Annotated in this window: 17 protein-coding genes; 4 read left to right on the plus strand and 13 right to left on the minus strand. The window is 42.7% G+C overall.

The features are described 5' to 3' along the window. Positions 1 to 3: 3 nt before the first annotated feature. A complete protein-coding gene (locus IMZ28_RS04290; RefSeq protein WP_197549514.1) occupies positions 4 to 1,029 on the minus strand; it encodes an aldo/keto reductase in 1,026 nt (341 codons plus the stop codon). 246 nt (positions 1,030 to 1,275) lie between these two features. On the opposite strand from IMZ28_RS04290, the gene IMZ28_RS04295 reads away from it, so the two are divergent. After that, the gene (locus IMZ28_RS04295) at positions 1,276 to 1,932 is read left to right on the plus strand and encodes a pyridoxamine 5'-phosphate oxidase family protein (RefSeq protein WP_197549515.1); all 657 of its coding nucleotides are present in this window, start codon (positions 1,276 to 1,278) and stop codon (positions 1,930 to 1,932) included. 63 nt (positions 1,933 to 1,995) lie between these two features. On the opposite strand, the gene IMZ28_RS04300 is transcribed toward IMZ28_RS04295, so the two are convergent. From IMZ28_RS04300 to IMZ28_RS04310, 3 genes are all read right to left on the minus strand, one after another. Continuing rightward, the gene (locus IMZ28_RS04300) at positions 1,996 to 2,466 is read right to left on the minus strand and encodes a host attachment protein (protein ID WP_197549516.1); all 471 of its coding nucleotides are present in this window, start codon (positions 2,464 to 2,466) and stop codon (positions 1,996 to 1,998) included. Positions 2,467 to 2,617: 151 nt separating this feature from the next. Then, positions 2,618 to 2,986: a divalent-cation tolerance protein CutA gene (gene cutA / locus IMZ28_RS04305; protein ID WP_197549517.1), complete on the minus strand. Its 369-nt coding sequence runs from the start codon at positions 2,984 to 2,986 to the stop codon at positions 2,618 to 2,620. Beyond that, the gene (locus tag IMZ28_RS04310; RefSeq protein WP_197549518.1) at positions 2,973 to 3,428 is read right to left on the minus strand and encodes a low molecular weight protein-tyrosine-phosphatase; all 456 of its coding nucleotides are present in this window, start codon (positions 3,426 to 3,428) and stop codon (positions 2,973 to 2,975) included. Before IMZ28_RS04310 ends, cutA begins: the two co-directional genes overlap by 14 nt. Before the next feature lie 61 nt (positions 3,429 to 3,489). Here IMZ28_RS04310 and IMZ28_RS04315 point away from each other — a divergent pair, with 61 nt between their 5' ends. Next, the gene (locus tag IMZ28_RS04315) at positions 3,490 to 4,089 is read left to right on the plus strand and encodes a trimeric intracellular cation channel family protein (RefSeq protein WP_197549519.1); all 600 of its coding nucleotides are present in this window, start codon (positions 3,490 to 3,492) and stop codon (positions 4,087 to 4,089) included. A 21-nt stretch (positions 4,090 to 4,110) separates the two neighbouring features. Here IMZ28_RS04315 and IMZ28_RS11070 read toward each other — a convergent pair whose 3' ends face one another. The 4 genes from IMZ28_RS11070 to IMZ28_RS04330 all read right to left on the minus strand — a co-directional run bounded on the left by IMZ28_RS11070 (position 4,111) and on the right by IMZ28_RS04330 (position 5,972). Continuing rightward, a complete protein-coding gene (locus IMZ28_RS11070) occupies positions 4,111 to 4,245 on the minus strand; it encodes a hypothetical protein (protein WP_269472903.1) in 135 nt (44 codons plus the stop codon). 40 nt (positions 4,246 to 4,285) lie between these two features. Then, positions 4,286 to 4,453, minus strand: a complete 168-nt coding sequence (locus tag IMZ28_RS04320; protein ID WP_197549520.1) for a hypothetical protein — start codon at positions 4,451 to 4,453, stop codon at positions 4,286 to 4,288. Then, positions 4,450 to 5,013, minus strand: coding sequence for a CDP-alcohol phosphatidyltransferase family protein (locus tag IMZ28_RS04325; RefSeq protein ID WP_197549521.1), 564 nt, complete (start codon positions 5,011 to 5,013; stop codon positions 4,450 to 4,452). Before IMZ28_RS04325 ends, IMZ28_RS04320 begins: the two co-directional genes overlap by 4 nt. Positions 5,014 to 5,117: 104 nt before the next feature. Further along, positions 5,118 to 5,972: a universal stress protein gene (locus tag IMZ28_RS04330; protein ID WP_197549522.1), complete on the minus strand. Its 855-nt coding sequence runs from the start codon at positions 5,970 to 5,972 to the stop codon at positions 5,118 to 5,120. Between the two features lie 145 nt (positions 5,973 to 6,117). Here IMZ28_RS04330 and IMZ28_RS04335 point away from each other — a divergent pair, with 145 nt between their 5' ends. Then, positions 6,118 to 8,730 carry a cation-translocating P-type ATPase gene (locus tag IMZ28_RS04335; RefSeq protein WP_197549523.1) on the plus strand — a complete coding sequence of 871 codons (2,613 nt, stop codon included), beginning with the start codon at positions 6,118 to 6,120 and terminating at the stop codon, positions 8,728 to 8,730. A gap of 71 nt (positions 8,731 to 8,801) precedes the next feature. Beyond that, positions 8,802 to 9,971, plus strand: a complete 1,170-nt coding sequence (gene nhaA, locus IMZ28_RS04340; RefSeq protein WP_197549524.1) for a Na+/H+ antiporter NhaA — start codon at positions 8,802 to 8,804, stop codon at positions 9,969 to 9,971. 71 nt (positions 9,972 to 10,042) lie between these two features. On the opposite strand, the gene IMZ28_RS04345 is transcribed toward nhaA, so the two are convergent. From IMZ28_RS04345 to IMZ28_RS04365, 5 genes are all read right to left on the minus strand, one after another. Further along, positions 10,043 to 10,840 (minus strand): ion transporter, encoded by a 798-nt coding sequence (locus tag IMZ28_RS04345; RefSeq protein ID WP_197549525.1) that lies wholly within the window; start codon positions 10,838 to 10,840, stop codon positions 10,043 to 10,045. Positions 10,841 to 11,138: 298 nt separating this feature from the next. Next, complete coding sequence (locus IMZ28_RS04350; RefSeq protein ID WP_197549526.1) at positions 11,139 to 11,903, minus strand: slipin family protein; 765 nt, start codon at positions 11,901 to 11,903, stop codon at positions 11,139 to 11,141. A 3-nt stretch (positions 11,904 to 11,906) separates the two neighbouring features. Further along, on the minus strand, positions 11,907 to 13,202 hold the full coding sequence (locus IMZ28_RS04355) for an NfeD family protein (protein ID WP_197549527.1): 1,296 nt from the start codon (positions 13,200 to 13,202) through the stop codon (positions 11,907 to 11,909). Positions 13,203 to 13,327: 125 nt separating this feature from the next. Beyond that, positions 13,328 to 14,029, minus strand: a complete 702-nt coding sequence (locus tag IMZ28_RS04360; protein WP_197549528.1) for a GNAT family N-acetyltransferase — start codon at positions 14,027 to 14,029, stop codon at positions 13,328 to 13,330. A gap of 5 nt (positions 14,030 to 14,034) precedes the next feature. Next, positions 14,035 to 14,355, minus strand: a complete 321-nt coding sequence (locus IMZ28_RS04365) for a hypothetical protein (protein WP_197549529.1) — start codon at positions 14,353 to 14,355, stop codon at positions 14,035 to 14,037. Positions 14,356 to 14,406 lie beyond the last annotated feature (51 nt).

The following is a 14,406-nucleotide window of genomic DNA, read 5'->3' on the forward strand; positions in this document are numbered from 1 at the left end:
GGTTCAGCCCATCGGGTAGAGGATCTCCTCATGCACCTTGTCACAGGCGGCAAGTATTTCTTTACTGAGTGTCAGATCCATTGCGGCAAGAGAGGCATCAAGCTGCTCGGCAGAGGTGGCACCGATGATGGTAGAAGCAACGAAATCGAACTGTTTGGACCAGGCGGTAGCCAGTGTGACCGGATGCAGTCCGGCATCTGCTGCGATCTTGAGATACTTCTGTGTTGATGCAAGGGTTTTGGTGTTCATGAAACGCTGTGCCATCAGGCGCTGCCGGGTATTGGGTGATTTTAGGTAGGTAGCAAAGCGCCCTTTGGCTTCTTCAGGTTTCATTGCCTGATTGTATTTACCGCTGAGTACACCGCCTGCAAGCGGGGAATAGGGCAGCAGTGAGATCTGCTCTTCACGGCATAGCGTGGAGAGCTCATCGAGAAATCTCCGGTTAAGCAGTGAGAAGTTGTTCTGTATCGATTCAAAGCGTGCCAGTTTTTCATAGTTGGATATCATTAACGCTTTGGCTGTACCGTAGGCAGTGTCGTTCGATGTTCCAATATAGCGTACCTTTCCGGACCTCACCAGCCTGTCAAAGGCTTCAAGTGACTCTTCGATCGGAACAACACTGTCCGGCCAATGCATCTGGTAAAGGTCGATATAATCGGTTTTAAGACGTTTCAGGCTTCCCTCTATCGCCCGCTCAATATGAAACCTGTCAATAGCTGTCAATCCATGACGTATGGGAGGAACGAACCAGCCGCTGGCAGCACCGGCAACCTTGGTGGCAAGAATGACTGAGTCGCGCGGTTTGCTCTTCATCCACTCGCCTACCCACTCTTCGGTAATACCTGCTGCCTTGGATTCTGGAGGAACAGGATAGAGTTCGGCTGTGTCATAGAAGTTCACCCCCCGGTCGTAGGCTTTATCCATGATCTTAAATGCCTCTTTTTTGTCACATTGTGTACCAAACGTCATTGTTCCCATGCAGATGGGTGAGACACGAAGTCCTGTTCTTCCGATATAGCGGTACTGCATACTGCTCCTTTATCTCTCTTTTTGGTATTATAGCAAAGATTGTACGGTGTTTCAGCAAGATACGTTGTCTCAAACGCCTGTATGCAGCATGGAGATATTTTAAGATGCACTGTCATCGCTGATACAGGTGCGTACGAGACTGGTTTTGAATATACTTTTGCTTCAGATGAAGTCGAGATATATACAGATGGCATTACTTTTAGCAAATTTTGGCATAATCAGTTTCATTACAGAGTAGAGGTTCAGATGGCAAATTCAAAACTACCCGGTTCTGAGGGTGAAAAAATATTACAAGATGCATTTAAGACTACAGCATCTGCACTGGCTTTTTACAACAAACAGATGATTACACATCTTTCCGGACTGATGCAGGAGTTTATTGCAAAACAGGAGATGATGTTTATTTCTACGGCAGACTCAAAAGGAGAGTGTGATGCCTCATTCCGTGCAGGAAAAGCAGGCTTTGTGACCGTGCTTGACGAACATCATCTTCTTTACCCGGAATATAAAGGTAACGGTGTCATGGCAAGTATGGGTAATATACATGAAAACCCAAACATCGGGCTGCTTTTTTTGGATTTTTTTGAAACGAAGGTAGGATTGCATGTCAATGGCAAAGCCAGGATCATTTTAAAAGAGAATCTCGAGTCTGAACTGCAAGGATTTCCACAGGCTTTTAAAAATATCAAAGAGAATGCAGATATCTTCAAAATAGTCTCTTATGTACTTGTAGAGGTGGAAGAGGCATATATTCACTGCTCTTTACATATTCCGATGTTACAAAAAGCAGATCCTTCATCTTATGAACACAAGTTTCCAAAATACTCCAAAGGTGGAGATGCGTTTGAGGTAGCGGATATACCTCGGCACTGGTCTGCGGAAGCTCTTGACAAAAAGAGATAGACTTTATCAGCCGGTTCCAGTACCAAGAGAAGAACCTTTGACCAAAAGGGTATGAGGCCATTTTTAAAAAAGGTCGACCAGCTCCGTCTTGTCCGTCTTCATCAGGTCTTTTTCTACTATTTTGACCACTTTCTCTTTTGCCTGCGGCTGCATACGCTCTGTAACCCGTTTATGTATCGTTTCAGGTATTGCAAGATAGACAGCGGTATTTTTCTCTGTAATGATCTGGGAAACATCCTTGGCGATCTCCCGAAGAACACTCTCTTCTATCTCTTTTTCAATGGTATGTTTCTCTGCGATGCCTCCTCTTGAGAAACTTCCGCGTTCCTGACTGCCGCCTTTGAACTGTCCGGCCTGGTCAGTAAGTACTTCATGCAGTTTCTGGTGTGATGCAAGATAGTTTCTATCGTGAATAAGATCGAGCTTTACATTTTCGGGTTTTATTCCCGCTTCTGCTTCGAGGTCACGGGGTTTGGCTTCGTATACTTTTAATTCACCCAGGTTTGCCAAAATAACAATATTTCCAACTTTCATTTCAATACCTCCTTTTATTAAAATATCTTAATGATCTTGATTGTTGCCAACTCACTTTGATTATACTTATAATAGGCAGTATTGTCAATCATTGGCAGGAAAAAGAGAGGGGGAGGAGCAATGTATATGCCTCTGGGTAAAATGTGTAGATTTAAAGCTTCTGCAAAAGCGCGTCTGTAACAGTTTCCGTATAGTGTGGTTTCACGGTTTCGTCATCGATCCAGTGCAGATAGTTGTGGCTGGCGGCATCGATCTTGATCATAAGGATCTCCGGCACATCGTAGGTATGCAGTGCTTCAATGGCCTCTTTGACTTCGTCAAAAAGAGAGACTTTTGTCTTGATATCAAGGCGGATCTCTTTACTTGTAATGATTTTCCCTCTCCAGCGGTAGGAACTTTCGATAGAGGAGGTCTGTACACAGGCTGCAAGCTCTTTTTGCAGAAGTGTCTGTGTGATCAGTTCAACATTCTCCTGGTTGTCTGTTGTGGTAGTGATAGTGCAGTAATCAGATACTTTCATTCTTTACCTTTTCTATAAAATCTCTTAGAGATACTTCTATCATCTCATATACTTTCTCAAAACCTTCAAATCCCGGGAAAAAATAAGGGTCAGGTATATCAGTACCTTCATATCCTCCAAAGCTGCCAAGAAGATGAACATTTAAAAAACCCTGTGCTTCCAGATCGTTTTGATTTTGACTGTCCATCGCAACGATATAGTCGAATTTCTTCTTGTCATCGGCTGCAACAGGGCGTGAAATCTGTCTGGAAATATCAATACCGTGTCTTTTTGCTACTTCTATGGAATGTTCACAGGGAGGCTCCCCCTGATGCCAGCTGCTTGTACCTGCAGAGTCTATCTCACAGGCTATAGCATACTCTTCGGTGAGCTTCTGTGCGATACCCTGGGCAATAGGACTGCGGCAAATATTTCCCAGGCAGACAAATAAAATACGTTTCATTCTCTTCTCCAGTTGAGTAAGGTCATTATTTTAGTATAATTTATCCTAAAAAGGAGAGTGGATGTTCGAAGTTGCGGAGTATATCGGCATTATTGCCTTTGCGATCTCCGGTTTTTTTGTTGCAGTACGAAGCAGACTGGATTTTCTGGGGGTATTGATCTCTGTATTTTTGACAGCCTTTGGAGGGGGGATCATCCGTGATGTGATGGTGGATCGGACTCCTTATGCTTTCAGCAGCAATCTGCCTGCGGTAATGATCATTGCTGTTATGGTGCTCATGATCTTTTTCAAATTTCATAAACGCGGTACCATTGAGAACCGTCTGCTCTTTATCATCAGTGACTCCATCGGCTTGATCTCTTTCAGTATCACCGGTGCCCTGATCGCCCTGGAGACACACTTTAATCTTACAGGTGTTCTTGTACTGTCGTTCATCACTGCTGTGGGAGGAGGGATCACACGTGATGTGATCATCAATGAGGTGCCTTTTGTCTTCAAAACAGGATTTTACGGAACGATCTCTCTCTTGATAGGACTTTTTATGTATCTCTTTTCCTATTTGGAACTGCTCAATTTTTATATGATATCCACACTTTTTATTACAGGAGTAGCGCTCCGGATGGTCGCCTATTATCAAAAATGGTCCATTCCTTTAAAATAGACAGTATTGTTTATCGATCGGTCAGAAGGTTCTGTATTTTGACTTTTTTGTGACAACTCTGTCTCTGCCAGGGAGACAGATATCGAAATCACTGACAATGAAAAGGTTTCCCCTGTAATTCTCTTTTATCTCATTATAAAGCATCTCTTCACGCAAATGGCTGTTTTTGTTATAGCGGGGTTTATCTGGGTAGCAATCAGGTTTCTGATGTGCTTTTTCTCTGCCGTTTTTCCCAGTTCTTCTGTGTATAGGTACACTTATGTACAAACAGATACGATTTATTATCCTGCTCAAGTTTCGGTGCAAGGGTGGAAAAATTCATCTCTTTGGTCGGTTTTTCTGCACTTGTGCCCAAAAATGTCAACTGTATTTCTGCTCCTTCCAGGCATGCCGGATAGAACGGATGTTGGTTTTCGGTTCCGGTAATATAAAGGTAATGGCAATATTCTCTATCGCTTCAACAATGACGAAATAGACCGCAATATGAAAGAGGGTACTGTTTTCAAATCCAAACAGTAACATGATACCTCCACCCATCAGCACCGCAGATATCTTGGCGCTCCATGTGTGGTAACTGGCAAGTTCACCGAACTTTGCAAATGAAAAAACAGCAGGCAGCAGATAAACAGTAACGACTCCAATGATATAGTACAGCTCCTCTCTGATGATATCCGGCCAAAGCCACCAGGCAGCTATCGGTGTACTGAGATAGGTTGCCATATCTCCGTAACTGTCAAGTTTTGCACCAAGTTCACTTGTCTGGTCCAACATACGGGCGATGAACCCGTCAAGTGCATCTGACAGCAGCATCAGACCAAAGAGTATAAAGAAAAGGTCCGCTCTTCCAAACCATCCGGAAAGCAGCAGAAATGGTGCTGCAGCGATACGAAAAAGAGATAACAGCGTAGGGATATTCAATGGCATGGTATCACCTGCGATCCTTTCTTCCCTTCTCTTGCTATAGCTGATTGATCCGGTATGGGGCTACAGATTTTCCGGTAACTTTCTCTGAGACAAGACCGGTCAATCTATGGAACATATACGAGTACATCGGTTGATGTCTCCCTCAAGATGGAAGATGCCATGCTTCCAAGCAAAGCTTTAAAGCCGGAAGTACCCCGTGAACCTACTACGACAAGATCGTAAGACTTTTTGTTGATATACTCAAGCAGTACTTCTTTACTGCTTCCTTTTCCATCAATGACCTCACCTTTTTTAAGGGAAAGGTCTTTGATGAAGTTTTTTAGATCTTTTTCCGCGCTGATCCTTGCTTTTCGATTATATGCTTCGAAATCGGATCCGACTACAGTGTATGGCCCGTCTACATAAATTACTTCGGAGCTGTTGACGACTTTGATCTTTGCTGAAGGAAAGATGCTTTTTGCAAAAAGTATGCTCTGTTTTGACTGTGTCTGCAGGTCAGTCGGTGCCACAATGTTCTGATACGGCCTTTTAACGCTGTTCTTGACGATCAGTACGGGTAAATGACTCTGGTGTGCTACCTTTTCGGCTGTTGCACCCAGGTATTTTTTTTTATTTTTTCTACTTGCGCCTATGACAATCATATCTGCATGGATCAGTTTGGACTCATAAAGAATAATATCACCGGGATCTCCTTCTTTTACCAAAACAGCATAAGATATTTGCCTGTTTTTGTTCAAGGAGTGTATCTTTTTTTCTATTTTTTTTGTGATCCCTTTGGTATCGATGTTGACCTCCTTGCCTCCAAAATAGCTTGGAATCGAGAAGAGGGGAGTCTGTACAGCATGAACGACGAACAATGCTGCCTTATTTTCTTCTGCCACCATCAATGCCCGTTTTAAAACACTGTCTGGTTTTTCAAAAATGTCAATACCTACAAGAATTCTTTTTACCTTTTTCATTTTTCATTTACCTTCTTTCAAAAATTAGGGCTGTTTTTTAGCACTTCATTACATTCTATCTTTAAAAAATTAATGAAGTAACAGAGTTCATTAATAAAAAAGTGTGAATAAAGAAGATAGAATAAAAATATATAAGAGGATAAAAATGAAATTTCATACCAAAAAAATTGATGAGGTTTTTTCTATTTTAGATACAGACAGTTCCGGTCTGACATCTGAAGAGGCTGAGAAAAGGCGGAAGAAGTACGGTCTGAATATCCTTCCGGTAGAACCTGACAAGAGAGTGTTTCAATATTTTTTGCAGCAGTTCAAAAGCCCAATCATCTATATACTGCTTTTTGCTGCATTCATGGCTTTGACCATTCGTGAGTATATGGATTCAGGTTTTATTTTTGCTGTTTTGATACTGAATGCGGTTATCGGAGCATATCAGGAGTATTCAGCATCCCAAAAAGCCAAGTTGCTTCAAGGTCTTATCAAGTCAAATGCTATGGTGATCAGAGACGGTATCCTCAGGGAGATAGAGAGTCAATTGATCGTTCCCGGGGATATTCTTATATTTGAACCGGGTACCAAAGTGACAGCAGATGTCAGGCTGACAGAGACAAAAAATCTCATAGTTGATGAGTCTCTGCTAACAGGAGAATCTGTAGATGTCCATAAAGATGCACTCTTCATAAGTAACAATGAGGATTTGCTTCTTCCGGAGCGGAAGAATATGCTTTTTGCCGGTACCTATATCTCCAGTGGCCGGGGCACGGGTATTGCAGTAGCTACAGGCAAAGATACTGAGGCCGGAAAAATAGCGCAACTGCTCAGTAAAAAAAGCAAAGCACGTATACCGCTGCTTGAGAAGATGGAAAAACTCTCCTTTACCATTTCCATTGTTATCGGTATTATGGTAGCTGCTCTTTTTGTTATAGGGATGCTCAAAGGTATGAGCTTTTATGCACTCTTCCTCTTCTCTGTCGCTTTGGCAGTTTCAACCATACCTGAAGGGCTTCCCGTAGCGATCACGGTTGCTTTGACTTCGGCATCTATTGCAATGTCGAAACGAAATGTGATCATACGTAAACTTGCTGCCATCGAGGGTCTCGGTGCCTGTACGCTTATTGCCAGCGACAAGACGGGAACATTGACGCAGAACAAGCTCAGTGTGGAGTATTTCATATCACCACACAGAGTCTATGATACCGCTGCGTTAAATGAAGTGCATGATAAAGTCTATCTGGCCTCTGTTTTATGTAACGAGATGCACTATGAAAAGTCAGAAGAGGGTGGTGTTGATTTTTTCGGTGATCAGGTAGATATTGCACTGGCCCAGTTTGCTGCCAATGCGGATGAGTCCTATATAGAAAGCTCAAGGTCATACAGAAAAATTGATGAGATCCCTTATGAGCCGGTCAACAGGTTCTCTGCGGTTATGATGGAAAGGGACGGACAGATATTTCAGTTTGTCAAAGGCTCTCCTGAAACTGTACTTGAACACTGCGATATGACAGAAGAGGAGAAACGAGCGATATTGAAAGATGTGGATGAATGGGCGCTTAAAGGCTACAGGACTATCGCACTTGCCCATAAAGAGTCTACCGATGAAGAAAAGATCGATCTGAAGAATTTCAGCTATCTTGGTTTTGTAGCTATTATAGACCCGGTAAGGGAAGAGAGCCCGGAAGCGATCAGAAAAGCACAGCTGGCCGGTATTAAAGTGGTTATGATCACTGGGGATCATCCAAACACTGCACTGAGTATCTCAAAAGAGCTTGGTATTGCCTCTTCTGATAAGGAAGTAATGAATGAAAAAGAGCTTCTGGCCTGGGAAAAAAACGGTGCAAATGCGGAAGAACTGAAAAATAAAACAGTTTTTTCCCGTGTAAGTCCGGAACAGAAGATGAAGATCGTTATTGCCTATCAGACTCTTGGGCATTATGTTGCAGTTACAGGAGACGGTGTGAATGATGCGCCTGCACTCAGACATGCCAATATAGGTGTAGCGATGGGTAAGAGCGGTACAGATATTGCCAAAGCTACCAGTGATATCATCCTGACAGATGACAACTTTGCTTCCATTGTCAATGGTATCGAAGAGGGAAGACGGGCGCATGACAATATCAGAAAAGTTATCTACCTGCTGATCTCAACAGGATTTGCGGAACTGGTTCTTGTAATGCTCTCTTTTGTCACGGGACTGCCTTTGCCCCTTCTTCCTGTACAGCTTTTATGGCTGAATCTGGTAACTAATGGAATACAAGATGTGATGTTGGGACTTGAGAAAGCCGAACCGGGAATATTGAACAGAAAGCCAAGATCACCGCAGGAGCCTATTTTCAACAGACTGATGTTAAGACGTATTGTGGTTGGAGGGCTTTATATCGGTTTTGTATCTTTTATCCTTTTTTACTTTTTGCTGGAAAGCGGAGAGAGTGTGGAGAGTGCGAGAAACATGATACTGCTTCTTATGGTACTGTTTGAGAATGTTCATGTTTTCAATGCAAGATCGGAGATCAATTATCTGCATAAGATAGATTATAAAAACAGTATCTTTCTGATCTACTTGGTTATTTTCACACAGCTTTTGCACCTGCTATCCATGCATGTTCCTTTTATGCAGAAGGTGCTTTCAGTTCAACCGGTCTCTTTGGATACATGGATGAAGCTTGCTCTCCTTGCCATAGGTCTTGTAGTGGTAATGGAAGTTGACAAGTGGCTGATGAAAAGACGCATTAAGAAGCATTCAGCTCAAGCTCTTTTGCTATAGTGCAGTATGCCATTTCCAATAATGAAAAATTTTAGTTAGAATATGCCTTCACTTACATAGAAGGATATACCTTGGCACAAGCTCTAAAAGATTTTATAAAAAAAGAATCCTCAGCAGGAATCCTGCTGATCATTGTCACTGTTTTGGCACTTTTCCTGCAAAACAGTTTTCTTTCTGAATTTTATACGAAATTTCTGCATACGCATGTCGAGATACGTTTTGGAGATCTGCAGATAGCAAAACCTCTTCTTTTATGGGTCAATGACGGACTTATGGCAATCTTTTTCTTTCTTATAGGTCTGGAGGTCAAAAGAGAGGTCATGGAGGGGCACCTCTCTTCGGTGAAGCAGGTTGTTCTTCCCGGGATCGCTGCTGTCGGAGGTATGGTTGTACCAGCTTTGGTATTCATACTCTTTAACAAGGGTGATGCGTTTGCCATGAACGGATGGGCGATACCTACTGCAACGGATATAGCATTTGCACTGGGTATTTTGTCTTTGCTGGGAAACAGGGTACCTGTCTCTTTAAAAATATTTCTAATGGCCCTGGCTATTATTGATGACCTGGGAGCGATAGTGATTATTGCGCTCTTTTATACAGTAGAACTCTCTACAGTCTCTATTACCATTGCGGCTGTGTCTCTTGCCGTACTCTTCATTATGAACCGTATGAATGTTGCCGTAAAATCCGCCTACATAGTTGTAGGGATCATTCTATGGGTATCCGTACTTAAATCCGGAGTACATGCAACACTCGCCGGGGTTGCGCTTGCCTTTATGATACCTATGCATTCCAAAGATAAGAAAGGGAACAGGATTTCAATAGCAAAAGAGATGGAGCATGACCTGCACTACTGGGTCGCCTTTGCTATTCTCCCTCTTTTTGCTTTTGTCAATGCCGGGGTTGATCTTGGTGGTATTTCACTAGAAGAGATGGCCGGTTCTGTACCATTGGGGATTATGCTTGGGCTCTTTATCGGTAAACAGGTTGGTGTATTTGGTTTTTCATGGCTGGCTGTAAAAACAGGTATAGCTTCTTTGCCAAAAGAGAGTAACTGGGTTCTGCTTTACGGAGTGAGTGTCTTAACAGGGATCGGGTTCACCATGAGTCTCTTTGTCAATTCACTTGCCTATAATGATACACAGCTCTATCATTATGCTGATAAACTGGCAATTCTTCTTGGATCGTTCCTCTCTGCAATTGCCGGGTACCTTATTTTACGGATCAAAACAGGGAAGTAGAATCTGCCGGTATATGGACAAAAGAGCATTACATAGCTATTTAAACCCGGAATATCTACCAAAGATAGAGATTACTTTCTGGAGAGCATCAGCTCTTTCAGTTCTTTGATCTCATTTCGTAATTTTCTAATTTCCTGTTTTGCCGTCTCTTCACTTGCGTGGAACTCTTCTATAATATGTTCTTCTTCAGTATCATTCATTTCGTTCATCGCATCTACAACAATAGCGATAATGAGATTGACGATAATAAAAGTAGCAAGAAAAATAAACGGTATAAAGAACATCCAGGAGAGTGGATAGACCTCCATGACAGGACGTACTATTCCCATAGACCACGATTCAAGCGTCATGATCTGGAAGAGTGTATAAAAGGACTCACCCAGTGTTCCAAACCACTCGGGAAATTTTTCTCCGAACAGTTGGGTTGACATAATGGCAAAGATGTAGAAAAAGAGAGTAAGCAGTCCGGCAATGGATGCAATACCCGGTATCACCCCCAACAAAGCAGAAATGATCTTTCGCATTTGAGGTACAACGGTAATAAGCCTAAAGAGTCTAAGGACTCTTAAAATTCTAAATATTTCAAATCCGCCAGTGGTAGGAACCAGAGAGATTGCGACTATCGTAAAATCAAAAAGGGACCAGGCATCTTTGAAAAATGACATTTTATACACATAGATTCTCAATATGATTTCTATAGTAAATATTGCGACAACGGCTATATTGAATATTTCAAAAAAAGTATAGTAGTTCGCAGAAAAACTTTTTGATGTCTCCAGGCCCATTGTAATACCATTGAGAATGATAATACCTATGATAAAATTTTGGAACTTGCGGCTTTCTACGAGATGTTTTATTGCGTCATACATTGGTACCCTCTCTTTAAACTTTGATCGAATTGAATATAGTTTGGAATAAAAAGTGTACCTGAAGAGGAATGAGGATGAAACGATGTTTAGGTTTTGGGTCTCAAAACTGTTTCAGAAAAGGGATGCCCCCAGGTACGCTTGCGGCGGAATACTAATACATATAAATTAACCATATATAAATGAGAAGACATTGTTTTGGAAATTTTACAGAAAATAGCCTTTTAAAAGGCACACTTGATCATATACCGGTACATTCTGTACCGATAACAGGAGCTGCCGGGAGCAGGTTAGCGGCCGGCTACTCTTCTTTTGACATATTCTGCATAAAGTGCTTCAGGTTGGTTGGAAACGGGAAGACAACAGTATTGGTTCTATCGTTGGAGATATCACTCAGTGTCTGCAGGTAACGCAGCTGGATCCCCTGAGGGTTCTGACTTAAAATATTGGCTGCTTCAAGAAGATTTTTACTTGCTTCAAGCTCTCCTTTGGAGTTGATCACTTTGGCGCGCCGTTCCCGTTCTGCTTCTGCCTGTTTGGCAATGGCGCGTACCATACTGTCATCAAGATCTATATGTTTGATCTCGACATTGGCGATCTTGATCCCCCAGGCATCAGTCTGCTTGTCCAGTATCTCCTGAATATCGAAATTCAGTTGTTTCCGTTCTGAAAGCATTTCATCAAGTTCATGCCGGCCCAGAACGGAACGCAGAGTTGTCTGTGCAAGCTGGCTGGTGGCATCATAAAAATCCTCTACCTGTATGATCGCTTTTTCAGGATCAACAACGCGAAAATAGACGACAGCATTCACATGTACGGAAACATTGTCATGAGAAATGACATCCTGTGTCGGGACGTCCAGAACGATGGTACGCAGATCCACACGCACCATTTTCTGGATACCCGGGATCAAAATGATCAGTCCCGGACCTTTTACTCCTGTAAAGCGGCCAAGGGTAAAGATCACCCCGCGTTGGTATTCACGTAAAATACGTATGGCAAATGCCATGATAATGATCAGTATTACTACAACATAAAGTATTGTCATTGGTATAACAGGTAACATAATTTATTCCTTAATTGGATTGACGTGCAGAGTGAGTCCAGACAGACCTTCTACACGTACTTTTTGACCGATTTCAAGTACCTTTTCAGACGTTGCATTCCATATCTCGCCATGACAGCGGACACGGTATCCATCGTTTGTAGATAGAAGTACTTCGGCATCGGCACCGACCAACTCATCTTTACCTGTTACTACTTTTGCAGACCTTGAGCGAACAAGAAAACGCAGAACAAAGATAAAAAAAACCAGACTGACCAGCGAAAAGGCAATGACAAGGGGAATCGAGATCCCACTGCCGAGTGTCTCTGCATCAAACAGAAGCAGTGAGCCAAAAGCAAAAGCGATCACACCGCCGATACCCAAAATACCGAATCCGGTGATAAAAACCTCTGCTGTCATAAAGGCGATGCCCAAAATGATCAAGAGTAGCCCCGCATAGTTGAATGGGATCAAGTTCAGGGCATAAAGAGCGATCACACCGGAGATTACTCCGATCACACCGGGGAATATCTCTCCGGGATTCATAAACTCGAAAAAGATACCGTAAATAGCTATGAGCAGAAGTATATAGGCGATGTTTGGATCGGTAACAATAGAGAGCAGACGGGTTTTCCAGTCAGGCTCAAAGTAGATTATTTCAGTGTTTTTTGTACTCAGCGTGATCTCTTTTCCGGAGACCGTAACGCTTCTGCCGTCAAGTTTATTCAGAAGATCTGCAGTATTTTCGGCTATCAGGTCGATAACACCGTAGCGCAGAGCATCAACTGCTGAGAGACTTTTGGCTTCTCCTACAGCCTCCAGTGCCCAGGAGACATTACGCTCATTCAACTGGGCCAGACTTTTGATATAGGCCTTGGCATCGTTGAGTGCCTTTTTCTCAAGGGTAGTGACGGTAGTCGTATTTGAATCTGCTATCTTTACCGAGGGTGTCAGACTGACCGGTGTTGCGGCACCAAGATTTGTTCCGGGTGCCATAGCTGCCACATGGGAAGCGTAAATAAGATAGGTCCCTGCACTCGCGGCACGTGCACCTTTTGGAGAGACATAGACAATAACAGGAAAGGGACTGTTTGTTATCTCCTGTATCATCTCCCGCATAGAAGAAGAAAGGCCTCCCGGCGTATCCAGTTCGATCAGTATCATATTGGCATTTTGCTGTATTGCAGCTGCTATTCCCTCTTTGAGATAGTTGCTGCTTGCAGGACCGATTGTGCTTTTTATCTCCAGTTTGATGATTGTGGATGCCGAGGCAAAAAGCGGGAGAGATAGTATAAATAACAAATAAAGTAGACGTTTCATTTTGGTAGCTCTGCTTTCGCAGTTAAAAATAACTGTAATTCATAATATCCAATAAGTATAAGTAAAGTCAAGGGGGGATGATAATACTATTGAATATCTTGGAATAATCGTATTACGGGATTGTTCTAAATATTGTCGAACCACAGTTTCAGGAAGGTACTTCGGTCATACTGCCTGGCACCAAGCTGGAATTTGTAGGGCATATAGCTCTGTCCCAGGTTCCAGAAGGCAAAATCATTTTCCTGAAGGTATCTGGCAAGCAGTACCAGTTGGGCCGTACCGTAGTTTCTGTAGGCCTTTTCTCTACTGCTGAATCCGCTGAGGCTCGTATAGGTATTGCCGATGATGTAGCCTATCTCTCCGGCAACAGTATCACCATTCTCTTCAATGCACGCAGTAATGATCTGAAAGTCCTCTTTCATCTTTTGTGTTGCCTGGAGTATCTTCAAATAGTTCGGTGTAAGCCAGCTTTGTCGGTGGTATGTCTGTATCTTTTGTGCAACTGCGGTAATATTGTCTGTCGAAACTGTAAGTGAAAGGTTTTTCTTTGAGAGCAGTCTTCGAACCTTTCTACTGATATGCAGCTCTTCAAAATGGAGCAGCGCGTAAGAGAACTGGATCTCGGGAAGCAGCAGTTCTCTGCCTTGATATATGTCGGTTACTGCAATGAAGCCTGCTTTGGCCTGTGCAATATAGAATTCCGGAGAGAAGTCGTCACTCCAGTAATAGTTCTTTTGCATATCCGGATAGATCTTCTTTCTGAGTATGAAAGGAGAGGTTACATCTTCATAGCGAAGCGGATAGATGCCAAGCTGAATCTCACTCATGATATCTATTGGTCTTCCATAATGACATCGATACTCTTCTTCGGAGTGAAATCCTGTCTCCTGTACCAGGAGGTTCTCTCTATTTTCGGAAAGGCTGCTTTCATAATATCGAGTGCAGAGGAGTCCCAGTTATGTGCATTGGGAGCAATGGTCCAGCCAAGCTCTTTGAGTACATAGGAGAAGATCTGACTGATAATCTTTTCACTCTTTTCAAGTGCTTCGGTATCTTCTGTTTTTTGTGCATCAAGCATACTTTGTACAAGCTGTTTGCGCACCTCTCTGCTGTAGTGTGATCGCAAAAGATCTATGATCTCTTTTTTTGGCATACGAACCCTTCTTTGAACTTGTTTTTTCTTATTACCGCACCAACTAAATAC

The sequence above is a fragment of the Sulfurovum indicum genome (genome assembly GCF_014931715.1).
Taxonomy (GTDB): Bacteria; Campylobacterota; Campylobacteria; order Campylobacterales; family Sulfurovaceae; genus Sulfurovum; species Sulfurovum indicum.

Coding starts and splice junctions, on each gene's coding strand:
- IMZ28_RS04360 (WP_197549528.1), bottom strand. CDS start 14,029: ATGAGTGAGATTCAGCTTGGCATCTATCCGCTTCGCTATGAAGATGTA.
- cutA (WP_197549517.1), bottom strand. CDS start 2,986: ATGAAAGTATCTGATTACTGCACTATCACTACCACAACAGACAACCAG.
- IMZ28_RS04295 (WP_197549515.1), top strand. CDS start 1,276: ATGGCAAATTCAAAACTACCCGGTTCTGAGGGTGAAAAAATATTACAA.
- IMZ28_RS04365 (WP_197549529.1), bottom strand. CDS start 14,355: ATGCCAAAAAAAGAGATCATAGATCTTTTGCGATCACACTACAGCAGA.
- IMZ28_RS04300 (WP_197549516.1), bottom strand. CDS start 2,466: ATGAAAGTTGGAAATATTGTTATTTTGGCAAACCTGGGTGAATTAAAA.
- IMZ28_RS04325 (WP_197549521.1), bottom strand. CDS start 5,013: ATGCCATTGAATATCCCTACGCTGTTATCTCTTTTTCGTATCGCTGCA.
- IMZ28_RS04350 (WP_197549526.1), bottom strand. CDS start 11,903: ATGTTACCTGTTATACCAATGACAATACTTTATGTTGTAGTAATACTG.
- IMZ28_RS04310 (WP_197549518.1), bottom strand. CDS start 3,428: ATGAAACGTATTTTATTTGTCTGCCTGGGAAATATTTGCCGCAGTCCT.
- IMZ28_RS04290 (WP_197549514.1), bottom strand. CDS start 1,029: ATGCAGTACCGCTATATCGGAAGAACAGGACTTCGTGTCTCACCCATC.
- IMZ28_RS04315 (WP_197549519.1), top strand. CDS start 3,490: ATGTTCGAAGTTGCGGAGTATATCGGCATTATTGCCTTTGCGATCTCC.
- IMZ28_RS04345 (WP_197549525.1), bottom strand. CDS start 10,840: ATGTATGACGCAATAAAACATCTCGTAGAAAGCCGCAAGTTCCAAAAT.
- IMZ28_RS04335 (WP_197549523.1), top strand. CDS start 6,118: ATGAAATTTCATACCAAAAAAATTGATGAGGTTTTTTCTATTTTAGAT.
- IMZ28_RS04355 (WP_197549527.1), bottom strand. CDS start 13,202: ATGAAACGTCTACTTTATTTGTTATTTATACTATCTCTCCCGCTTTTT.
- IMZ28_RS04330 (WP_197549522.1), bottom strand. CDS start 5,972: ATGAAAAAGGTAAAAAGAATTCTTGTAGGTATTGACATTTTTGAAAAA.